Annotated in this window: 15 protein-coding genes, 1 tRNA gene, 2 rRNA genes and 1 pseudogene (1 of these 19 cut by a window edge); 9 read left to right on the forward strand and 10 right to left on the reverse strand. The window is 63.6% G+C overall.

Features of this window, described 5'->3' with window-relative positions:
- Nucleotides 1–2 precede the first annotated feature (2 nt).
- The gene (locus QP165_RS03650; RefSeq protein ID WP_333993883.1) at nucleotides 3–626 is read right to left on the reverse strand and encodes a hypothetical protein; all 624 of its coding nucleotides are present in this window, start codon (nucleotides 624–626) and stop codon (nucleotides 3–5) included.
- Between the two features lie 287 nt (nucleotides 627–913).
- Here QP165_RS03650 and QP165_RS03655 point away from each other — a divergent pair, with 287 nt between their 5' ends.
- The 4 genes from QP165_RS03655 to QP165_RS03670 all read left to right on the forward strand — a co-directional run bounded on the left by QP165_RS03655 (nucleotide 914) and on the right by QP165_RS03670 (nucleotide 4,573).
- Nucleotides 914–2,485, forward strand: a complete 1,572-nt coding sequence (locus tag QP165_RS03655; protein ID WP_333993884.1) for an FAD-binding oxidoreductase — start codon at nucleotides 914–916, stop codon at nucleotides 2,483–2,485.
- A 90-nt stretch (nucleotides 2,486–2,575) separates the two neighbouring features.
- Complete coding sequence (locus QP165_RS03660; protein WP_056023958.1) at nucleotides 2,576–2,869, forward strand: DUF1330 domain-containing protein; 294 nt, start codon at nucleotides 2,576–2,578, stop codon at nucleotides 2,867–2,869.
- Between the two features lie 112 nt (nucleotides 2,870–2,981).
- Complete coding sequence (locus QP165_RS03665) at nucleotides 2,982–4,211, forward strand: class I SAM-dependent methyltransferase (protein WP_333993887.1); 1,230 nt, start codon at nucleotides 2,982–2,984, stop codon at nucleotides 4,209–4,211.
- Nucleotides 4,208–4,573 carry a hypothetical protein gene (locus QP165_RS03670; protein ID WP_056023964.1) on the forward strand — a complete coding sequence of 122 codons (366 nt, stop codon included), beginning with the start codon at nucleotides 4,208–4,210 and terminating at the stop codon, nucleotides 4,571–4,573. The genes QP165_RS03665 and QP165_RS03670 overlap by 4 nt, the downstream gene beginning before the upstream one ends.
- 240 nt (nucleotides 4,574–4,813) lie before the next feature.
- On the opposite strand, the gene QP165_RS03675 is transcribed toward QP165_RS03670, so the two are convergent.
- Complete coding sequence (locus tag QP165_RS03675; protein ID WP_333993889.1) at nucleotides 4,814–6,031, reverse strand: FAD-dependent oxidoreductase; 1,218 nt, start codon at nucleotides 6,029–6,031, stop codon at nucleotides 4,814–4,816.
- A gap of 242 nt (nucleotides 6,032–6,273) precedes the next feature.
- Here QP165_RS03675 and QP165_RS03680 point away from each other — a divergent pair, with 242 nt between their 5' ends.
- The 4 genes from QP165_RS03680 to QP165_RS03695 are packed head-to-tail and all read left to right on the forward strand — an operon-like array spanning nucleotide 6,274 to nucleotide 10,623.
- Complete coding sequence (locus QP165_RS03680; RefSeq protein ID WP_333993890.1) at nucleotides 6,274–7,032, forward strand: maleate cis-trans isomerase family protein; 759 nt, start codon at nucleotides 6,274–6,276, stop codon at nucleotides 7,030–7,032.
- Between the two features lie 17 nt (nucleotides 7,033–7,049).
- Nucleotides 7,050–7,964: a polysaccharide deacetylase gene (locus QP165_RS03685; protein ID WP_333993891.1), complete on the forward strand. Its 915-nt coding sequence runs from the start codon at nucleotides 7,050–7,052 to the stop codon at nucleotides 7,962–7,964.
- Entirely contained in the window at nucleotides 7,961–9,112 is a 1,152-nt protein-coding gene (locus QP165_RS03690; protein WP_333993893.1) for an FAD-dependent monooxygenase, read from the forward strand. The genes QP165_RS03685 and QP165_RS03690 overlap by 4 nt, the downstream gene beginning before the upstream one ends.
- Complete coding sequence (locus tag QP165_RS03695) at nucleotides 9,109–10,623, forward strand: aldehyde dehydrogenase family protein (protein WP_333993894.1); 1,515 nt, start codon at nucleotides 9,109–9,111, stop codon at nucleotides 10,621–10,623. The genes QP165_RS03690 and QP165_RS03695 overlap by 4 nt, the downstream gene beginning before the upstream one ends.
- Nucleotides 10,624–10,763: 140 nt before the next feature.
- On the opposite strand, the gene QP165_RS03700 is transcribed toward QP165_RS03695, so the two are convergent.
- From QP165_RS03700 to QP165_RS03720, 5 genes and pseudogenes are all read right to left on the reverse strand, one after another.
- Nucleotides 10,764–11,537: an IclR family transcriptional regulator gene (locus QP165_RS03700; RefSeq protein WP_333993895.1), complete on the reverse strand. Its 774-nt coding sequence runs from the start codon at nucleotides 11,535–11,537 to the stop codon at nucleotides 10,764–10,766.
- A 115-nt stretch (nucleotides 11,538–11,652) separates the two neighbouring features.
- Nucleotides 11,653–12,765 (reverse strand): zinc-binding dehydrogenase, encoded by a 1,113-nt coding sequence (locus tag QP165_RS03705; RefSeq protein WP_333993897.1) that lies wholly within the window; start codon nucleotides 12,763–12,765, stop codon nucleotides 11,653–11,655.
- Nucleotides 12,762–13,628 (reverse strand): isocitrate lyase/PEP mutase family protein, encoded by an 867-nt coding sequence (locus QP165_RS03710; protein ID WP_333993899.1) that lies wholly within the window; start codon nucleotides 13,626–13,628, stop codon nucleotides 12,762–12,764. Before QP165_RS03710 ends, QP165_RS03705 begins: the two co-directional genes overlap by 4 nt.
- A gap of 12 nt (nucleotides 13,629–13,640) precedes the next feature.
- A pseudogene (locus QP165_RS03715) lies at nucleotides 13,641–15,517 on the reverse strand (hydantoinase B/oxoprolinase family protein).
- Nucleotides 15,518–15,527: 10 nt separating this feature from the next.
- Complete coding sequence (locus tag QP165_RS03720; RefSeq protein ID WP_333993900.1) at nucleotides 15,528–17,576, reverse strand: hydantoinase/oxoprolinase family protein; 2,049 nt, start codon at nucleotides 17,574–17,576, stop codon at nucleotides 15,528–15,530.
- 190 nt (nucleotides 17,577–17,766) lie between these two features.
- Between QP165_RS03720 and QP165_RS03725 the strand changes: the two genes are divergently transcribed.
- Nucleotides 17,767–19,269, forward strand: coding sequence for an aldehyde dehydrogenase family protein (locus tag QP165_RS03725; protein ID WP_333993902.1), 1,503 nt, complete (start codon nucleotides 17,767–17,769; stop codon nucleotides 19,267–19,269).
- A 498-nt stretch (nucleotides 19,270–19,767) separates the two neighbouring features.
- Here QP165_RS03725 and QP165_RS03730 read toward each other — a convergent pair.
- From QP165_RS03730 to QP165_RS03740, 3 genes are all read right to left on the reverse strand, one after another.
- Nucleotides 19,768–19,844, reverse strand: a tRNA-Met gene (locus QP165_RS03730).
- 87 nt (nucleotides 19,845–19,931) lie between these two features.
- Nucleotides 19,932–20,046, reverse strand: a 5S ribosomal RNA gene (rrf, locus tag QP165_RS03735).
- 188 nt (nucleotides 20,047–20,234) lie between these two features.
- A 23S ribosomal RNA gene (locus QP165_RS03740) occupies nucleotides 20,235–22,879 on the reverse strand (it continues 153 nt past the right edge of the window).

The following is a 22,879-nucleotide window of genomic DNA, read 5'->3' on the forward strand; positions in this document are numbered from 1 at the left end:
CTTCAGGCGATCCCCAGCCGCGCCCTGAGCGAACCCTCCGGTTCCTCCGCCAGGACAAGCCCGCGCGCGATCAGCGCCGGCAGCATCGTTCCCGCGAATGCCTTGAGCCCCTCCTCCATATCGGGCGGCGTCAGGTGGATGCCGTCGATAACCCCTTCCAGATACAGCGCCTCGATCTGGTCGAGCCCTGCCATCGCGGTGAAGGTACGCAGCAGCACTTTCGGACCAGCTTTGGGTGCGGGCAGATCGCGGTCGATGACGACGATGTCCGGCGATATCCGCGACCAGAGGGGGTCCGCGTCGCTCTGGACCAGCATCGGCCGCTCATGCTCCGCCCAGAGCGCATGCGTGGCGGCCACAAAGTCGACACCGTCGGCCAGGCTCTGCGCGGTGTGCGGCTGCACCAGCGTCGTCGGCTGCCACCCGGCATTGCCCGACGCCAGCCGGTCGAGTTCGACGAGCGACGGCGCGACGGTAACGGGGTTGTCGAACCCGGTATCCACCGTGGGCACGAAGGCGATGCCGCCGGCGCCCGGCGCCATCGACTTGCCGATCGCGATCGAGATCGAACCCCGCCGCGCCGCCATCGCCGAGCAGCAACAGGGCGACGCGGGCGGTACTGGCAAGCGCGACGATCTTCGCCGCCCAGGCGGGATCGTTCAGGCGCGCGTCGGCGATGCCGACCGATACGATCAACGGCGCGCGGGTCATGGGGGTTACTCCGATGTCGGGTCGAACGGGGTCGAGCGATGATGCCTCTGTCATTCGGCCAGAATGGCCAAGCACGACCGACAGTCGTTCGTAGCGTCGGATTTAGCCGCCAGGCGGACAGGTTCGCGGACGGATCGCGTGATCGGGTATCGGATAGCGCACCTGCCACGCTCGCATCACGCGTCCGCATGATGCACGGACGGTGCTCGATATCGCTGACGACCCGGGGATGATGATGACGTTGATGCACGACCTGATCGCCGCCATCGGCAAGGATGCGGTCAGCGACGATCCCGCTGCTCGCGCCGTCATGAGCAACGATGTCTATCGCGGGGCCGGCGTCCCTGCCCTGATCGTCCGCCCGACCACGGTCGAGGCTCTGCAGGCGGCAGTACGCGTCTGTGCGGCGGCAGGCGTCGCGATGGTACCCCGCGGCGGCGGCGCCTCCTACACCGACGGCTATCTGGTCGATACGGGCGGGCACGTCCTGTTCGACACCGGCGCGCTCGACAGCATCGAAGTCGATGCCGAAAATGCGGTCGTCACGGTTGGCGCGGGCACGACCTGGGCGAAGCTCAAGGACGCGCTGACGGTACACGGGCTGCGCACGCCGTTCTGGGGTCCCTTTTCCGGACTTGTGGCGACGGTCGGCGGCGGCATCAGCCAGAATACGCTGAGCCACGGCAGCGGCGCATACGGTATCTCCGCACAGTCGGTGCTGTCGCTCGACATAGTGCTCGCGTCGGGAGAACTGCTCAGGACCGGCACGTCGCAGGCAACACGCTATTACGGCCCCGACCTGACCGGACTGTTCACCGGCGACTGCGGCGCATTGGGGATCAAGGCGACGATCCGCCTGCCGCTTATCGCGATCCGGCCGCATTCGGAGGCGGTCAGCTTTGCATTCGACAGTTTTGCCGCGTGCCATGCGGGCGTCAGCAAGGCGCAGCGCGAAGGACTCGACGATTCGCATTTCGGCCTCGATCTCGCACTTTCGCAGGGGCAGATCGCGCGGCAGGACGGCGTCGGCGCGAAGCTGAAGATCGCTCGCGACCTGTTCGCCAAGGCCCCCAACGCGTTCGTCGGCGTGAAGCAACTGATCCGCATGGCGCTCGCCGGCGACACGGCGATGCAGGCCGGCGCCTATATGTGTCACTTCATCATCGAGGGCGTCGATGCGACCGACGCGGTCGCGCGCGCGAACAAGCTCCGCGCCGCGATCGCGCCATATGGCCGCGAGATCGCCAACACCGTGTCGAGCTTCGTCCGATCGCTGCCGTTCGCACCGCTGACCAACATCCTCGGCCCCAGCGGCGAACGCTGGGTGCCGATCCACGGCGTGCTGCAGCAGGACAAGGTCGTGCCGTTCCACGACGCGCTCAAGACGTTGTACGAGACGCGCAAGACGGAGATGGATCGGCTCGGCATATGGTCGGGCACGATGTTCAGCCCCGCAGGGTCGAGCGGCTTTCTCTATGAGGTCGCGCTCTATTGGCCCGACGACCGCACCGACTATCACCGCCATACGTTGACGGCCGACCATGTCGCGAGCCTGAAGCCCTATGCCGAGAACGCCGAGGCACGCGCGTACACGCACGAACTGAAAGCGGCCATCATCGCGCTGTACCAGCAGTTCGGTGCCGCGCATTTCCAGATCGGGCGCGCGTATCCCTATCGCGATCGGCTCGACCCGCAGGCTCTCGCGCTCCTGCTCGGGATCAAGGCGGCGCTCGATCCCAAGGGACTGATGAACCCCGGCGCGCTCGGTCTTTGACCGGCAGGCGGACAGCGACACGCATGGCCTTCGCGCATCTCCGGTCGGAGCTAGGCTGACCGCTTCCCCGCCCGCTTCAAGGATATTGCCATGGCCGCTTACATCGTCGCGACCGTCAACATTACCGATCCGGTCCGCTTCGCCGCGTACGGCAAGGCTATTGCCGGTCTCAGCGAACGCCATGGCGGCGAATATATCGTCCGCGGTGCCATAAGCGAAGTACTCGAAGGCGACGTCTCGCCCAGCGAGCGTGTGGTCGTCAGCCGTTACCCGTCGGCCGAAGCCGCACGCGGCTACGCCAGATCGGCGGAATATGTCGCTGCCGCGGCGCTCCGCGTCGGTGCAGGCACGGTCGAAATGCGTTTGCTCGTCGATCCCGACTGACGAAGCGCGGATCCGAGCCGATATCCGTCAGGCGGATACTCCGCCACAGTGCCTATCTTGCGGTCCGTGAATTCCGCAAAATTGGCGCCAGCCAGCATTGGAGTTCTAGTATATGCTCAACACCTTCCAGCAGGCGCTGCATCCCATGCTGCCGGCCGTCACACATGACGAGGCGGCGCGGCAGGAGTTCACCAAGAGCTTCAAGGGATTCATCCAGGCCAAGTTGCTTCCCGGTCTCGGACCCGTCTATGGCGGCCGCGTCTCGCAAGCCTTCGAGCGCGAGCATGGCCGCGCGCCGGTCGATCGCCGCGACATCCGCACCGCGATGGTCGACGACCTGTATTTCCAGCATTACGCCTCGGCGAACCGCACCGCGCAGGAATTGCTGTGGGAAGCCACCAACATCAGCGTCGAGCGCGAGCTGCCCGAACTGATCGAGAAGGCCAAGACGCTGTCGGCTGGATCGAGCGCAGTGCTCGACATCCCCGAGACGTTCGAGACGCCGCGCTACATCACCGCACTGGATATCCACTGCATGCCGGGCGGCTATGCGACCGAGGTCGCGCCTGACGACGTGTCGGTCGGCGTGCTCTACGATCGCGGCGTGTACCTCTACGCGATGGGCTATACCGGGCCGATGAACGACGACATGGGGCGGTCGGTCTGCAATTACGTCAAGCGCAACCTCAAGGGGTTTTCGCCGAAGCGGATCCTCGACATGGGCTGCACCGTCGGCCATTCGACGCTGCCCTATGCGGAATTATTTCCCGATGCCGAGATCTGGGGGATCGACGTCGCCGCCCCACAAATCCGCTACGCGCACGCGCGCGCCGCGGGGGTTGGGCTGAACGTCAATTTCGCGCAGATGAATGCCGAGGAGACGCGTTTCCCCGACGGCCATTTCGACCTGATCGTCAGCCACATCCTGCTGCACGAGACCAGCGGCAAAGCGATGCCGCGGATCTTCGACGAATGCGCGCGCCTGTTGTCGCCGGGCGGCTACATGATCCACGCCGATCTGCCGCCGTTCGACCTGATGGACCCGTTCACGCAGTTCATCCTCGACAACGAGACCTGGTATAATAACGAGCCGTTCTGGGGCGCAATGCGCGACACCGACCAGGTCGCCCTTGCCGAGAAGGCCGGCTTCGACCGGAGCGAGGTGCGCTTTGATACCGCGCCGATGGCGGTGATGGAGTTTGCCGCGCAATCCGGCGGCTATAGCGAGGAAGCCGCGACCGCGGTCGCCGAACGAGATTTCACCGCAGGCGAGTTCGCCCCGGGCGGCGGCTGGGAAGTCCTGATCGCCCGCAAACCCCTGGTACAGGCAAAAGCAGCATGACGACCGAGACCCAAGACCGCCCGCACGTCGTCAAGGACGCCAAGGGCAAGCGGCCAGTGTTCTACGAAGCGCCGGGCATGGACCAGGCGATGTCGATGATCATGGTGCTGGCGAACGAAATCTCCGTGATTCACGATCGTGTGGACTCGGTCGAGCGGATCGCCGCCAAGCATGGCATAGACCTGGCGGCGGAGATCGAGACGCTCGAGCTGGACCAGACCGCGTTGGAAGCGCGCGAGGCCTGGCGGCAGGATTTCCTGGAGCGGTTGTTCTACTTGATGCGCAAGGACGCGCATGAGGCCGGGCAGGCTGCGACGCATGAAGGGTATCGCTCGACGATCGCGGAGATCGCCGAGGGTTGATCCGCGGTTGACGACGACGTCAGGTCACGCTCCGTCCTCACCGTTCCTTCTCCCAACTGGGCAAGGGAGAGACGCCGAAGGCCGCGATCGGTGAGGCGCTCTTCTGATCCTCCCCCGCCAGGGGAGGTGGCAGGCGCAGCCTGACGAACGGGGAGGCATGCGCAGCCTTGGTTCCGTCCCCGCCCCTCCGACGCCGTCCGCGCCCCCTGGCGGGGAGGATCAGAAGGGCGGCTGCGAGCCTCAAACGATCGCAGCCTCGTCCTTCAGACTCTGATACATCGACTGCCGCAGCAGATACGCCCGACGCTGATCGGGATCGCCCGCCAGCACAGCCAGCCGCACTTCCTGCTCGCTGCGGCCACCACCCTGCGATTCCATCATCTTCTTGTTCGCGATCGTCTGCGACTGGACGAAGGTGTTGGCGATCGTCCGACGCTGGCGGTCGTAGTGCGCCAGCGAAGACTCCGCCTTGGCATCGTCAAGGATGATGTCGCGCAACCGGGTCGTCAGGTTCCACACGTCGTGGATGCCCGAATTCATCCCGAACCCGCCGAGCGGATTGTTGAGATGCGCGGCGTCGCCGGCCAGCAATACCCGGCCATGGTGGAACGCACCCGCAACGCGCTGATGCACACGGTACAGCGTACGATGCGACGTCTCGACCTTGGTGCCGTCACCGACAAGACCGTCGAACACCGCATTCTTCTTCGCGTCGGACAGCAAGTCGGCATCCTGCGCGGCGATGTTGGTCGGCACGAGGACGCGCCAGAAATCCGGCACACGGAGTAGCACGCACCATTCGTCGCGATCCGACACGTAGTTGACGCCTGCCAGTCCGTCGAAATGCTGCTCGATCGGATAGCGCGTGGACAGTGTGAGGAAGCGTTCGGGATAGGTGAAGCCGTCGAAGCTCGTCCCCGTCCATTTGCGGACCGTCGAATTGGCGCCGTCCGCGGCAATCAGATAGTCCGCGCGGATTGTCTCGATCGCCATTGGCGTCTCGATCGACACCGTCACGCCGTTGACGTCCTGATCATAGGCCAGCACGCGACGCTGGAACCGCGCTTCCCCGTTTGGCAGCGCGTCGAGCGTGCCGGTCAGCAACCGCGCGAGCTTGAACTGTTCGCATTGCAGGCGATACGGGTGCGCCGACACGTCCGCCAGCTCGCCGAGATCGAGTTCGATCACGTCGCCGCTGCGGCGGTTGCGATAATGATAGGTCGGCGCGCGCAGTCCAACCTGCTCCAGTTCGCCCAGCACACCGAGTTCAGCGAGCATGTCGAGCGTCGGCGGATGCAGCGTCGACGCGCGCATATCCTCCGGGCAGTCGGGGAGCGCTTCCAACAGGATCGTGTCGATCCCCATCATGGCGAGGCGATACGCCGCTACCGCGCCCACCGGGCCACCTCCTGCGACGACAACCTGCGTTCGCCGGATCTTCGTGTTCGTTCCGGTCATGTCCGCCACACAGCTTCCCCCGTACAATCGCCTACTCGTCGCAATGGGGTAGCGGTCGTGCGAAAACCGGCCTGCGCATGGATCAACACTGTTCGACAGACGACCAATCAGGCGCGGCAGCGCCGCATGGAAATTGCGCCAACCCGCCTTCGACTGACCGCCAAGCGGAGACATGTATCCGAAACCGTTACGGTCCATGCCGCCGGATGGTTTTGTAAGCGCCGCTTACAGGAGGCGCACGGATGGTAGATTCTCTGGGGTCACGGATGAAGTTCGCGGTCGTCGCGCCGTCCACCAATACCAGCGTGGAGCCCGAATACGCCCGCATGCAGCCGCGTGGGGTGACCAACCATTTCTCGCGCATTGCCATTCCGGACACCAAGGTGACCGACGACGACAGCTTCATGGTGATGCTCAACACGATCCGCGATTCCACCTTCGACGCGGTCGACGTGTCGATGTCGATGGAGCCGGGCTGCGTCATCATGGGCATGTCGGCGGAAACGTTCTGGGACGGTGCCGAGGGTGCCGACCGCCTCCACAAGAAGATGGTCGCGCGGACCGGTGGCGTCCCCGTCATCATGGGATCGACTGCGGTCGACGCGGCGATCAAGGCCTACGAAACCGATCGCAAACCGATCCGGAAGATCGGCATCATCACGCCGTACATGCCGGTCGGCGACCGCAACGTACAGAAGTTCTTCGAGGACCAGGGTTACGAGGTGGTCAATCTCGTCGGTCTGAAATCGCCCTCGCCGATGATGATCGCACATGAATCCAAGCAGATACTGAAACAGGCCGCGATCGACGTGTCCGACGGCGTCGACGCGATCATCCAGGCGGGCACCAATCTCGCCTTTGCCGACGTTGCGGCGATCGCCGAATTCTGGCTGGAGAAACCGGTGATCGCGATCAATACCGCGACCTATTGGCACGCGCTCAGAACGATGGGCATTTCCGACCAGATCGACGGCTTCGGCCATCTGCTCAGTCACTGCTGACCCCCAGGAGCACTCGCATGGACTATGATTACATTCCCCTTCCCGCCCGTCAGCCGCTCGTGTGGCCGAACGGTGCGCGCGTCGCGCTGATCCTCACGTTCAACCTCGAGACCTGGGATCTGACCAAGGATACCGACAAGCCCTATTATGCCGGCGGCCCGTCGATCCTCCCCGATATCCTGCCCGGCAACGTCCCGGATTTCCCGAACTACAGCTGGCGCGAATATGGTCAGCGGGTCGGCATCTGGCGACTGTTCGAGCTGTTCGACAAACTGGGCGTCAAGGCGAGCTGCACGACCAACGGCGTGACGTTCGAGCGACGCGGCGCGATGACCGATGCGGTGCTGGCGCGCGGCTGGGAATTGCTGACGCACAATTGGGAGCAGGGCGAACTGCTGACCAACTTTGCCGGCGACCCTGAGAAGGAGCGCGAGATCGTGCTGCGGACGCTCGACCAGTTCGAGAAGTTCACCGGGCGCAAGTCAAAGGGGTGGCTGTCGTCGAGCTTGCGCGGGACAATGCAGACCGCCGACATTCTCGCGGAATATGGCTGCAGCTTCTACTGCGACATCATGAACGACGATCAGCCGTACCTGCTGAAGACACCGAACGGGCCGATCGTGTCGGTGCCCTATTCGAACGAGATCAACGACTTCACGTTCATCACGCGCAAGAACTTCACCACCGACCAGTTCGCGCAGGCGCTGATCGAGGAGCTGGACGTGCTGTACGAGGAAGGCGCGACCACCGGGCGGATCATGAACGTCGGCCTGCACCCGCACGTCTCGGGCCGCGCGCACCGGATCCGCGCGCTGCGTGAGTTCATCGACCATGCGAAATCGCTGCCGGGCGTGTGGTGGGCGACGCGTGAAGAGATCGCCGACTGGTATCTCCAGAACCATGAGAGCCATATTCCTGGCCAGTTAGGGTGAGCCGCAGCGAACGGATCACGATCGTCGGCGGCGGCATCGGCGGGATGACCGCCGCTGCCGCGATCGCGCAGGCAGGCTTCACGGTGACGTTGCTGGAGGCAGCGCAGCAGTTCGGGGATATCGGCGCGGGGGTCACGTTGTCGCCCAACGCGATGAAGGCGCTCGACCATATCGGCGTGATGGAACAGGTCGCCGGCGCCGGGGTCGAGCCCACCCGCCAGCGTATCCAGCACTGGCAGGACGACCGCGTTCTGGTGCCGATGGAACGGGCGAGCGCGCGTGCGAAATACGGCGCGCCCTATGTGACGATCCACCGCGCCGACCTGCACGCCGAACTGGTCCGCGCAGCGACCGATGCCGGCGTCGATCTGCGGACCAGCGCCCCGGCCGCTTCGACCGAGGGCACGACCGTGATCCTCGCCGACGGAGTTCGCGTCGAAGGCGACGTGATCATCGGCGCAGACGGCGTGAAGTCGGTCGTCCGCCAGCGGTTCGAGACCACACCCGCAAAATTCACCGGCCACGTCGCCTGGCGCGCGCTGGTGCCTGTCGACGAGGCGATCCGCTCGGTCACCCAATGGCCGGGGATCCATATCGGTCCCGGCAAGATGATCACCCGCTACCCCGTGCGGGGTGGCGGGCTGCTCAACATGGTGTTTTTCGCGCGCCAGGATGGCTGGACCGAAGACGGCTGGACGCTACCCGCCGATCCTGCCGACTTGGTCGCAACCTACGCGGGCTGGTCCGACGAGGTGCAGGCGATGATCGCCGCGGCTTCGACGGTGCCGCTGTTCAAATGGGCGATCAACGCACGAGCTGCGCTGCCCGACTGGACGGTCGACGGCAACGTCGCGCTGCTCGGCGACGCGGCGCATGCGATGACGCCGTTCCTCGGTCACGGCGCTGCCTGCGCGCTGGAAGATGCGGTGGTCCTATCGCGTGCGCTTGCCCTGTCTGAGACGACGGAAGAAGGCCTGCGCCGCTACGTCGCGGCGCGCCACGACCGCGCGAGCTTTATTCAGGCGGAATCCAACGCCAATGCCGATCGCATGCAGGCGGACGACGCCGCGCTGTTCGGGCTCGGTGCGATGAAGGACGAGGAAAGCCTCGGCCTGTTCGACTACGATTGCCGGAGCGTACTCGTATGATCGCCAATGCCACACCCTTCGACGGCCACGCCATCGCGCCCGAGACGCAGGCGTTTCTCGGCCAGTCGCACAAACTGCTGATCGATGGTGCGTGGGTCGACGGCGAGACCGGCGAGACGATGGAGACGCGCGATCCGGCGACCGGGCTGATCCTCGCGCGGTTCGCGATCGGCGGCGCCGGCGATATCGACCACGCCGTCGCCGCGGCGCGGCGCGCGTTCGACGGACCGTGGTCGCGGCTGACCGTCGCCGAGCGCACCGCGCTGCTGATGCGGCTCGCGCGCGCCATGAACGACGACGCGCAGATGCTGGCCGAGCTCGACGTTATCGACAACGGCATGCCGATGTTCATCGCCGGGCTCACGGTCGCCAACTGCGTCGAGATGGTTGACTATTACGCCGGCGGGATCATGCGGATCGAGGGCACGACGACCGCCCCGCCCCGCCATGTGTCCGCCGAAGCGGAGGCGCTGACCTACACGTTGCGTGAGCCGGTCGGCGTTGTCGGCCAGATCGTGCCGTGGAACGTACCGCTGTCGACCGCGATCCTGAAACTCGCGCCGGCGCTGGCGGCAGGCTGTACCGTGGTCATCAAGCCGTCCGAGGAGACGCCGCTGTCGATGCTGCGGCTCGGGCAGCTGATCCTCGACGCGGGCTTTCCGAACGGCGTGGTCAACATCGTCAACGGCTTCGGGTCTAGCGTCGGCGCAGCGCTCGCGGAACATCCCGATGTCGACAAGATCTCGTTCACCGGATCGACCGCGACCGGCAAGCGGATTGTCCAGGCGGCGGTCGGCAACCTGAAAAAGGTCTCGCTCGAACTCGGCGGCAAGTCGCCGGTAGTAGTCCTGGCCGACGCCGACCTTGCGCTGGCAATCCCCGGCGTGGCGATGGCGACGTTCTTCCTTCAGGGCCAGAACTGCATGGCCGGCACGCGGATCTTCGTCCACGAAAGCATCCACGATCAGCTGATCGAGGGGCTCGCGACATTTGCCGGCGGCATGACGCTTGGCCACGGGCTCGATCCCTCGAACATGCTCGGGCCGATGATCTCGGACGCGCATACCGCTAAGGTGATGGGCTATATCGATGGTGCGATCGCCGAGAGTGCGAGGCTGGTCGCTGGCGGCAAGCGCCTCGGCCGTCCGGGCAATTTCATACAGCCGACGATCTTCACCGATACCCGGCCAGGGATGGCCGTCGTGCGCGAGGAGATCTTCGGGCCGGTGATGGCGGTGTCGAAGTTCGCGATGGACGATCTCGATGCGATCGCGCGACTGGCGAACGACACGCCGTTCGGGTTGTCGGGGAGCGTCTGGACGCAGAGCCTCTCGTCGGCGCATCGCCTGGTGTCGCGGATCCGGGCAGGGCAGGTTTCGATCAACTGCCACGGTGCCGTTGGCACGAATATCCCGTTTGGCGGGTACGGCCAGTCCGGGTGGGGCCGCGAGTTCGGTCGCGAAGGGCTCGATGCGTATCTTGAGACGAAAGCGGTGACGGCGCGGTTGTGAGGCCACCTCCCCCAATTACCACTCCGGCGAAGGCCGGGGCCCGATTGGGGGACGGTTATAATGAAGGATGGCGCGGCATCATTTGCCAGCATTTCACCAGGGCCCCGGCCTTCGCCTGGGTGGTGGTGGCGGATGCGGGTCTACGCCCCCACCCCCTCGCTCAGATCGTGGCTGATCAAAATCGCCGCCGACTTCAGTTCCTCCAGATAGCTTTCCAGCGCGACCTCCAGCTTCATCGCCGTTACGAAGAACACCATCGTCATCGCCGCCTCGAACACGCCGTTCCTGAAGATCGGCACCGCGATCGACGAGGTCTTGCCCGGCGTCAGGTTGAAGTGATTGCGCCCCTGAACCGCGTAACCCTGCCGCCGGATGCGCTCGACATCCAGGCTCGCCTGCGCGGTGGCGAGATATTGCAGGTCGATCTCCTGCGACACGCGCATCCATTTCAGGATCATCAGCCGCTCCTCCTCCGGCGCGAACGCCATCGAAAGCTTGCCCGAGGCACTGTCCAAAATGGGCAGCGTGAAGCCCGGATAATATTGCTCGAACGTCAGCGACGTGTTCGCGTGCGTGGAATCGCGCAGCATCATGTTGCGGCCGACGCGTGTCGCGATCGAGACCGGCCAGCCGAACCGTCGGGTCAACTCGACGATATGTGGCCGCGCAGCCTTCACCAACCGGTCGTCCTGCTGGAAACCATGCGCCAGCGTCTGCACCATCGCGGTCGGGCGATACCGCTTACGCGCCGGCTCCTGCTCGATAAGCCCCTCATACAACAGCGTTTGTACGATCCGGCACGCGGTCGGATACGGGACTTCGGACGCTTTCGAGATTTCCATCATCGACAGCGAGCCGTGGCGGTTGATCGCTTTCAGCGCGGCGATCGACCGGCTGATCGATCGGATGGGCACACCCTTTTCCATGCTCGCGAGTCTCCGAAGCCGTGTTGTGACGCCAACATGACAGGGAATGCGCGGTTGACCGCCACGTGACAATCTTTATCCGCCTGGCGGACAGGCGATCCCCTCAGGGTTTGACCACCTGCCGGATCGCTTCGCCACTCGCCAGCCGATCGAGCAGGCCGTTAATGTCGGACAATGGGCTGATCGATGTGAGCAACCGTTCGACCGGGAGGCGCCCTGCCCGCCACAGCGCAACGTAACGCGGAATGTCGCGGGCCGGTATCGACGAGCCCATATAGCTGCCCATCAGCGTCTTGCCGTCTGCGACCAGCGACACTGCGGGAATCGACAGCATCTCGGACGGATTGGGCAAGCCGACCGTGACGACGCGCCCGCCGCGGCGCGCGGCGGCATAGGCCTGCGCCAGAACGACTGCCTTGCCGACCGTCTCGATCACGACGTCCGTCTTGGATAGCGACGCTGCTTCGTCGGGCGACACGGCCTGCGCCGCACCGAGTTCGAGTGCCAATGCGCGCTTTTCGGGCGACGGGTCGACCGCGGTGACGGGTTGCGCGCCTGCTGCGAGTGCTCCGATCAGCGCGGCAAGACCGACCCCGCCGAGCCCGTAAACCAGCACGCTCTCACCGGCATGCACCTGCGCCGTGTTCATGACCGCACCAACGCCCGTCAGTACCGCGCAGCCGAACAGCGCCGCAGTTTCCGCGGGAATGTCGCGATCGACTTTCACGGCCGAGCGCCGATCAACAACGGCATGGGTTGCGAATGCGGACACGCCGAGATGATGGTGCACCGCCTCGCCGCAATCGGAGAGCCGATGGCCGCCGCGCATGAGTTCGCCCGCGCCGTTCGCCGCGGTAGCGTTCGGGCAGAGATAGCCTTCGCCCGACGCACACGCGACGCATTCGCCGCACGAGGGCAAAAACACCAGCACGACCTGATCGCCGACCGCGAAATGCGCGTCCGCTGGATCGCCAAGCGCGACAACCGTCGCTGCGGCTTCATGCCCCAAGGCCATCGGCATTGGCCGGGGCCGGTCGCCATTCACCACTGACAGATCGGAATGGCAGATCCCGGCGGCATCGATCCGCACCAGCAATTCGCCGCGCTTCGGATCGTCGAGCGTCAGCGTCTTCAGCATCAGCGGTGGCGTGTCGGCATAGGGGCGCAGATTGTCCCCGCTCCGGCCGAGCACGGCCGCCGTGATCTGAAGAGTCATGCGTCCGCCTTGGCCCATTTCTTTTCGAACGCCCAGACGTCGTCGAAGCCGATCAGCGAGCAGAAGGTCTTGAAATCGAAGATGCCGTCGGGCTCGCCTACGCCGTTGTGCTTCAAGTCGTTCAGCGCCTTCTCCATCGCGGTCGCCGCAACCAGGCTGGTCAGCGACGGATAGATCGCAAACGCATAGCCGAGTTCCGCCAGCACCGATGCGTTCGGCACCGGGGTAAGCCCCCCGTTCGCCATATTGGCCATAACCGGGATGTCGAACGTGGCGCAGGCGGTCCGCATTTCCTCCTCGCTCTGCAGCGCTTCGGGGAACAGGATGTCGGCACCGGCCTTGGCATACGCCTCCAGGCGACGCAGCGATCCGTCGAGGCCTTCGGACTGCCGCGCATCGGTCCGCGCGACGATCAGGACGTTCGCCTTGTCGGTTCGAGCGTCGCAGGCGACCTTGATCTTCTCGACCATGTCTTCGAGCGAGATCAACCGCTTGAAGGGTGTATGACCGCACTTCTTGGGGAACTCCTGGTCCTCCAGCTGAACGGCGGTAACGCCGGCCGCTTCATAGCCCTTCACGGTGTGGTGGACGTTCAGCAGGCCGCCATAGCCCGTATCCGCGTCCGCGATCAGCGCCGCCTTGCTAGTACGCGCGATGGTCGCCATCCGGTCGACCATCTGCGTGTAGCTGGCGATGCCCGCGTCGGGCAGGCCGTAGGCGGACGCGGTCAGCCAGTAGCCCGTGCCGTAGATGATATCGAAACCGACCCGGTCGGCGATGACGGCCGAGATCATGTCGTGGACGCCCGGCACGACGAAGAATTTGTTCTCGCCGAGCTTGGTGCGGAGGATGGAATTGGCCATTTTATGCAATCCTTATTCGGCAGCGATGGCGGTGGCATGCCAGCGCGGTTGCTTTGGCGCGGGAAGCCCGGTTTCAGCGAGGCAATTGGCGCGCAACGTCTCGATATCGGGGCCGTAGTCGAAGGTCGGCAGTTCCGCCGGACGGCCTGCACGCATCGTCGCGCGCAAGGCCTTGGTCGCCGCAGCATCGACCAGCCCGTCGACCAGCACCACACCGTAGCGTTTCGCGCCCTCAGACGTGACCAGTCCCTGCCGCAGTTCCTTCGCCAGCAACGCGGGATCGCGTTCGAGCGGATCGCCCCAACCACCGCCGCCCCAGGTGACGAACTTCAGCTGTTCGCCCGCCTCGACCGGATAATCCTCCAGCTTGTTGCCGAGCACGATCTCGGTCCCGTCGTTCTTCACCAGAACCTTGCGTGCCCGCGTCCCCGGCTCCCCGCCATTGACGCCCCAGGGCGGCACGAACCAGCGATCGTCGTGGATCGCGATCACGCCCGGCTGGAGGAAGCGGTACACCATGTTGATGCCGTTGCCGCCGCGGTGCAGCCCTGCCCCGCCGCTGTCCGCGACCGTCTCGTACGTCTCGATCCGCAGCGGAAAATAGCGCTCGAGGAATTCATTCGGCACGTTGGTGAAGCCGGGCCAGAGCGAATGGCCATCGGGCCCGTCGCCCATCGGTCGGGCCGGGATCCCGCCGAAGCCGATCTGGAACAGCTGGAACCACTTCCCGCTCTCATCGAGCCCCGAATAGAACAGATGCGGCGATGACGAGAAGCCGGCGGCGTTGAGGAACGCGGGCGTTTTCTGCCCGAGCAGGCCGCCGAGGATGTCGAACAACCGGCCGAGCGCATGCGTCCGCCCCGACAGCGCGGCGGGGAAGCGCGGCTTGAGCAGCGACCCTTCGGGAATCCGCACGTCGATCAGGTCGTAATAGCCGTCGTTGAACAGGATCTGCGGATCGAATACCATGATCATGTAGATGCCAAAGAACATCTTCATCATGTTTTCGTTGAGAAGGAAGTTGATCGACGCCTGGCTCTGCGGATCGGTGCCGTCGAAATCGAGGATGACGCGGCCGTCCTCGCGCCACATCGTGCACTTGATCTTGTACGGGCCATAGCCGAGCCCGTCGTCACAGATATAATCCTCGAAGCTCACCTTCTCCTCGCCGATCGCGGTCTCGACGAGCTGCTTCATCGCGCGGTAGTTGCGTTCTAGCAACAGGTCGGTGGCGGACGCGTAGACGTCGTCGCCGAACCGCTCGCACATCTCGATGATCCGGCGCGAGGCGACGCGGCACGCGGCGATCAGCGCGTTCAGATCGGCGCGGCACCAGTCGGGCGTGCGCGTCTGGTGCATCACGAGATTGAGAAGGTCCTCGTTATAGATACCCTGCTTCCACAACTTCACGGGGGAATGCGGACGCCCTCCTGGAAGATGCTGGTCGCATCGATCGGCATCGATCCGGGGACCTTGCCGCCTATGTCGCTCATATGGCCGAACATCGAGGTGTAGGCGACGACCCGGCCGTCCTTGAACACCGGCATCAGCACGAGCCAGTCGTTCAGGTGGCTGATCGCGCCCTGTACCGAATAGGGATCGTTGAGGAAGATCAGGTCGCCGTCCTCGACCGTGCCGTCATATCCGTCGAGGAACGGGCCGATATACGAGCCGAACTGCCCGACGATCATCCGGCCCTTGCTGTCGGCGATCAGCGGGAAGGCGTCGCCCTGTTCGCGAATGCCGGGCGACATTGCGGTCCGAACGAGCGTCGCGTCCATCTCGATGCGGGCGTTGCGGAGCGCGTTCTCGATGACCTCCAGCGTGACGGGATCGATCGGCACCGTGGCGAAGGGTGTATCGTTGGCCTGGATGATGCGTGCGGGCATGGTGGTCCTCTCAGGCCAGATTGATCAGGATGTTGCCGACCGGGTCGACGATGCCGATGCAGCCGCCCTCGATCAGCGTCGTGGAGTCCATCTCGACGATGATCGCCGGGCCGGGGATGATGTCGTCGGCGCGGAGCTTCGACCGGTCGTAGATGACTGCAGGCCGCATCGCGCCGTCGGTCCAGAGTTCGTGGTCGCGCAGTTTGGCGGCGATCGGATCGCCGTTGCCCTTCTCCAGGACCGGCGCCTTCAGATCGAGCAGCGGACCGAGAGCCACAGCGCGCAGGTTCACGAGTTCGTGCGCGGTTTCCATGTTGAAGGTGAACAGCCGGCGATGCTCTTCGTCGAAGCGCGCGGTGACGCCGGCGAGCCCATCGCGCGTCAGCGTCTCGGCATCGATCGACAGCGGCACCTCGAACGCCTGGCCTTCGTAGCGGACGTCGATCTCGAACAGGGACGTGATGTCGCCATCCGCAATACCCTCGGCAGCGAGTTCGGCGCGCGTCTGTGCCGCCATCTCGTTGAGGATCGCCTGGACTTCACGCTCGTCGGTTTCGATGAAGCGGCGGGAGAAGCTGCGCGCGGTTTCGGTGCGCATCTGCGTGGTCGCGTCGCCGAGCGCGCAGAGCACGCCGGGGCTGACTGGCGACACCGCGGGCCAGCTGCCCATCAACCGCGCGACCGCGTTGACGTGGAGCGGGCCTGCACCGCCAAAGCCCATCAGCGCGAAATGGCGCGGGTCGTAGCCCTGCTGGACCGAGATCATCCGAAGCGCGCCGAACATGTTCTCGTTGACGATGTCGATGATCCCGCGCGCCGCCTGCATCAAGCCGATGCCGAGCTTGTCGGCGATCCCCTGCACCGCGATCTTCGCCCCCTCGCGGTCGAGCTTGAACGCGCCGCCAAGGAGCGATTCCGGCAGGTAGCCGAGCACGACGTTGGCATCGGTCACGGTCGGCTCGACGCCGCCTTTGCTATACGCGACGGGCCCCGGCACCGCGCCCGCCGAGCGCGGCCCGACCCGAAGCGCGTTGGTCAGTTCGGGAACGTAGGCGATCGAACCGCCGCCTGCTCCGACAGTTTTCACGTCGAGCGCCGAGGCACGAACGGCCAGATGGCCTACCTCGGTGGTTCGAACCCGGCGCGCCTCGAGGTTCTCGATCAACGCAACGTCGGTCGAGGTGCCACCGACGTCGAGCGTCAGGATATTGCGGATACCGGCGTTCTTGCCGACCCACAGCGCCCCCGTCACGCCACCCGCAGGCCCCGACATCAGCAGTGACACCGGATGTTCCTCGGCCTTCTCCGACGACATCAGCCCGCCATCCGAACGCAGCAACGACAGGCTCCCCGTCATGCCGCTGTCACGCAGCTTGGTGCGCAGGTTGCGGACGTAGTTGCGCATGATCGGGCGGACCGCGGCGTTGGCGACGGTCGTCAACGTGCGCTCGTATTCCTGCATCTCCGGCAGCACGACATGGCTGAGCGACACGGGTACGTCGGGCAGGATCTCCGCCGCCAGTTCGGCGACGCGCCGTTCGTGCGCGCCGTTCAGATACGCGTTGATCAGCGAAACGGTCAGCGCCTCGATCCCCTGCGCCTTCAACGCCTCCAGCGCCGCACGGATATCGGCATCGTCGATCGGACGAACCTCGTTACCCTGCGCATCGATCCGCCCAAGGATTTCGACGGTATCCTCCAACGCGGCGAGGGGCTCCGGCTTCGGCCACACGATCCAGCCGGCAAGGCCACCGGGCACGAAGCTGCGCGCGATCTGCATGATCTGGCGATACCCCTCGCTGGTAACGAGGCCGACGCGCGCACCCTTGCCTTCGAGCACGGCGTTGGTTGCGACCGTGGTGCCGTGCAGGAAGAACTCGACCTCGGCCGGCGTGGTGCCCGCCTCCGCGCAGATCGCCTCGACCCCGGTCAGGATGCCGACCGAGCTGTCATGCGGCGTCGACGGCGTCTTGTACCGCCAGAACCCGCCGCTTTCCTGGTCCAGCAGCAGCAGGTCGGTGAAGGTCCCACCGACATCGACGCCCAAACGATAAGCCATGATGTCCCCGCGATAATGATGCCGCGGCCTCCGCTGCGGACGCCGCATTTTGCTGGGGCCTTCCTAGAACCGCTCGATGATCCGATTGGCCCGCATCGCCGCGACTATCCACTGTGCGACTTTTCCGGCGTGGCGATTGGTCACGCGCGGGCACGTTCGCCACGGTGCCAGCCTTGCAGGAGAAGCCGTCATGATCGTCCGCCCCGAACTTCGCGCCGATACGCGTGTCTTCCTCGAACGCCGTGCCACGGGGGCAGGACTGTTGATCGACGGCGCGTGGCAGTCGGCGGAAGGCGGCCGCACGTTCGCGACGCTAGACCCGGCCACGGGGGAAGAAATCGGTCGCATCGCCTCGGCCTCGGCCGGCGACGTCGACCAGGCGGTAACCGCCGCCCGCATCGCTTTCGACGGCTGGCGTACCACCACCCCGGTCAACCGGGCGCGCATATTGTGGGCGATCGCAGACCTGATCGAAGCGCATGTTGATGAACTCGCCGAACTGGAGACGCTCGACCAGGGCAAGCCACTGTTCGTCGCGCGCTGGGCCGAGATCCCTGGCGCGATCAACCAGTTCCGCTTTTTCGCAGGCCAGTCGATGGCAATCGAAGGCAACACGGTCGAGACCTCGATAGACTATCAGCCGGCGGGCAAGCAGATGTCGGCCTGGACCGTTCGCGAACCGGTCGGCGTGGTTGCGGCGATCGTTCCGTGGAACTCGCCATTGGTGCTGACCGCAATGAAGCTCGCGCCCGCGCTGGCGGCCGGCTGTACGATCGTCCTGAAGCCCGCAGAGGACACCTCGCTCAGCGCACTCCGGCTCGGCGAGCTGATGACCCAGGCGGGGCTCCCGGCGGGCGTGGTCAACATCGTCACCGGGCCCGGCAGCGAGACCGGCGCGGCGCTCGCCGCGCATCCGGGCATCGACAAGATCGCCTTCACCGGCTCGACACAGACCGGTCGCGCCATCCTCGATGCGGCCAAGACCAATTTCAAGCGTGTCACGCTCGAGCTCGGCGGCAAGTCGCCCGCGATCGTGCTGCCCGACGCCGACCTCGACCTCGCAATCCCCGGCGTCGCCAACGCGATCTTCTTCAACGCAGGGCAGGTCTGCATCGCCGGCTCGCGCCTGTACGTCCACCGCTCGATCCACGATCAGGTCATCGAAGGCGTCGTCGCCTATGCCAAGGAGCTGGCAATGGGCCACGGGCTCGATCCCGCAACGCAGATGGGCCCCCTCGTCTCGGCGCGCCAGGCCGAACGCGTTGCCGGCTTCGTCTCGGGCGCGAAGAGCGAAGGCGCAACCGTCCTGACCGGTGGCGACCGCTCGGGCGACGCCGGCACGTTCGTCGCGCCGACCGTCGTAGTCGACGTCCGCCCCGACATGACGATCGTTCGCGAGGAAGTGTTCGGCCCGGTCCTCGTCGCGCAGCCCTATGACGATCTCGACGAAGTGGTCGCTGCGGCCAACGACAGCCAATACGGCTTGGCGTCGAGCATCTGGACACAATCCCTCTCCAGCGCACACCGACTCACCGGCCAGATCCGCGCGGGCTCGGTGTGGATCAACTGCCACGCGATGTACGACGCGTCTCTCCCGATTGGGGGGATGAAGGCGTCCGGTTGGGGCCGCGATAGTGGGAAGCAGGCGATGGACAGTTATCTGGAGTGGAAGACGGTTTGCGCGGTGATTTAATCTCGCGTCACCCGGGCACAGACCGCGCCACGATCTCCGCCCAGAACTCGGGCTGCTGGTCGACAATATCGACACCGCGGCCCGGCAGTTCGGCCAACGTGAATTCTGGCCGTGTTGCGGGCGCCCGGCGCTAGCCAAAGTGGTATCTCCACCACAGGTTTCGCCAGCGTCAATCCGAGTGGCATGAGACGGCGGGACCATCATGTTTACTCTGGCGGCAATGCCGTCACGATACCGAACACCCCGGGGTGCATCTCCAGCCCGACGGCAGATTTTTCCGCTCTCAACGAGATGTGTATAGTGGGGACGACAAAGGACCTGGGTCTTCTTCGTAAAATTTGGCCATCGCTCGACGACGGAACGATCCGGACCGAGGCTGCGGCAGTGATGTCGACTCTTATCCAAAATGTGACGATCTGCCCCGCCGAGCCTGGCGGCCCGTACGTCACAAACGACAACGCCGCCCGTGAGGGCGGCGTGATGTCGAGTTGTGGAATTTGGTTGCGGGGACAGGATTTGAACCTGTGACCTTCAGGTTATGAGCCTGACGAGCTACCGGGCTGCTCCACCCCGCGACGGTCCGCAGTGCGGACGTTGGGTGTGTAGAAGACGTTGTGAATGGGTTTTGATATTGTGTGCTTGCATGTCGCACGGGCTTCAATGCCTGGCGACGACCTACTCTTCCATCGCTTGAGCGATAGTACCATTGGCGCAGTCGGGTTTCACGGCCGAGTTCGGAATGGGATCGGGTGGGACACCGACGCTATAGCCACCAGGCAATGGAGCCGGTGCGACATGCGTGCGCGTGAATATCTGGATTTTAAAATCGATACCGTGCTTGGGAGTAGTGTGTTCGACCAATCCCTCGACGGCGAGGGGACTGGCAATCTGGCGTCGTCTTAATCATCCGCACTATCGTCTGACGTGCCGGGCGAACCCAGTGTTGTCATTGATGGTGTGAGACTCTCAAGCGCGAATAGAGCAATTAGTATCGGTTAGCTCCATGCGTTACCGCACTTCTACATCCGATCTATCAACGTCGTGGTCTCCGACGGCTCTATGAAATCTTATCTCGAGGGAGGCTTCCCGCTTAGATGCTTTCAGCGGTTATCCCGTCCATACATAGCTACCCAGCTGCGCTCTTGGCAGAACGACTGGTACACCAGAGGTATGTTCAACCCGGTCCTCTCGTACTAGGGTCAACTCCTCTCAAATTTCGACGCCCACGGCAGATAGGGACCAAACTGTCTCGCGACGTTCTGAACCCAGCTCACGTACCACTTTAATTGGCGAACAGCCAAACCCTTGGGACCTGCTCCAGCCCCAGGATGTGATGAGCCGACATCGAGGTGCCAAACAACCCCGTCGATATGAGCTCTTGGGGGTTATCAGCCTGTTATCCCCGGCGTACCTTTTATCCGTTGAGCGATGGCCCTTCCACGAGGGACCACCGGATCACTATGACCGACTTTCGTCTCTGCTCGACTTGTCAGTCTCGCAGTCAGGCGGGCTTATGCCATTGCACTCTAACAGACGGTTTCCGACCGTCCTGAGCCCACCATTGCGCGCCTCCGTTACTCTTTAGGAGGCGACCGCCCCAGTCAAACTACCCGCCACAGAGGGTCCCTGTTCCGGCTTACGGAACGAGGTTAGACATCAGAAACAAACAGGGTGGTATTTCACCTATGGCTCCACATCAGCTGGCGCCGATGCTTCAAAGCCTCCCACCTATGCTACACAGTTTCTTCCTAATGCCACTCTGAAGCTGCAGTAAAGGTGCACGGGGTCTTTCCGTCTAACCGCGGGTACTCCGCATCTTCACGGAGAATTCAATTTCGCTGAGCATGTCCTGGAGACAGTGGGGAAGTCGTTACGCCATTCGTGCAGGTCGGAACTTACCCGACAAGGAATTTCGCTACCTTAGGACCGTTATAGTTACGGCCGCCGTTTACCTGGGCTTCATTTCAGAGCTTGCACCCCTCCACTTAACCTTCAGGCACCGGGCAGGCGTCAGGCCCTATACGTCGTCTTGAAGCCGACTTAGCAGAGCCCTGTGTTTTTGCTAAACAGTCGCTACCCCCTGGCCTGTGCCCCCTCAAAGTGCTTGCGCATAGTGAGGGCCTCCTTCTTCCGAAGGTACGGAGGCAATTTGCCGAGTTCCTTCAGGACACTTCTCTCAAGCGCCTTGGTATACTCTACCTGACCACCTGTGTCGGTTTCGGGTACGGTCTATACGGTGGGGCTATTTCCTGGAACCATTTCGAAGCCTGCTCAATCCGATAAGAGCAGACAACACACATGATCCGTCACACACCACCAGGCCCACGAATATTAACGTGGTTCCCATCGACTACCCCCTTCGGGCTCGTCTTAGGGGCCGGCTCACCCTGCGCGGATTAGCCTTGCGCAGGAACCCTTGGTCTTTCGGCGAGAGGGCATCTCACCCTCTTTATCGCTACTCATGTCTGCATTCGCACTTCCGATACCTCCACGACCCATTACCAGATCGCTTCACAGGCTTACGGAACGCTCCGCTACCGCGTACCACATAAGTGGCACACCCTAAGCTTCGGCACGTATCTTGAGCCCCGTTACATCTTCGCCGCAGGACCTCTTGTTTAGACCAGTGAGCTGTTACGCTTTCTTTAAAGGATGGCTGCTTCTAAGCCAACCTCCTGGTTGTTTTGGAAGTCCCACATGCTTTCCCACTTAGATACGATTTGGGGGCCTTAGCTGTAGGTCAGGGCTGTTTCCCTTTTGACGACGGACCTTAGCACCCGCCGTCTGTCTCCCGCATATCACTCTTAGGTATTCGGAGTTTGGTTAGGTTTGGTAGATCTCGCGACCCCCTAGCCCATCCAGTGCTCTACCCCCTAAGGTGTTCGTGCGAGGCACTACCTCAATAGTTTTCGCGGAGAACCAGCTATTTCCCGGCTTGATTGGCCTTTCACCCCTAAACACAACTCATCCGGTAACTTTTCAACGTTAATCGGTTCGGACCTCCAGTGCATGTTACTGCACCTTCATCCTGGTCATGCCTAGATCGCCGGGTTTCGGGTCTAATACATCAAACTCTGGCGCCCTATTCAGACTCGCTTTCGCTGCGCCTACACCTATCGGCTTAAGCTTGCTTGATACATTAAGTCACAGACCCATTATGCAAGAGGTACGCTGTCAGGCCATAAAAGCCCTCCAACTGCTTGTAGGCAATCCGTTTCAGGTACTGTTTCACTCCCCTCATCGGGGTGCTTTTCACCTTTCCCTCACGGTACTAGTTCGCTATCGGTCATGTACGAGTATTTAGGCTTGGAGGGTGGTCCCCCCATGTTCAGACAGAATTTCACGTGTTCCGCCCTACTCGAGTCCGACAATTTCATTTTCGCATACGGGGCTGTCACCCGCTATGGCGCTACTTTCCAGAAGCTTCTGCTAATTCACTTGTCGGCACTGGCCTGGTCCGCGTTCGCTCGCCACTACTAACGGAATCTCGGTTGATGTCTTTTCCTCCAGCTACTGAGATGTTTCAGTTCGCCGGGTTCGCTTCACGAAGCCTATTTTATTCAGCTAAGTGATACCTAACCTAATTAACCCAATACTCTGCGTTACCGCA

The sequence above is a fragment of the Sphingomonas sp. 22R3R2A-7 genome (genome assembly GCF_036856055.1).
GTDB lineage: Bacteria > Pseudomonadota > Alphaproteobacteria > Sphingomonadales > Sphingomonadaceae > Sphingomonas.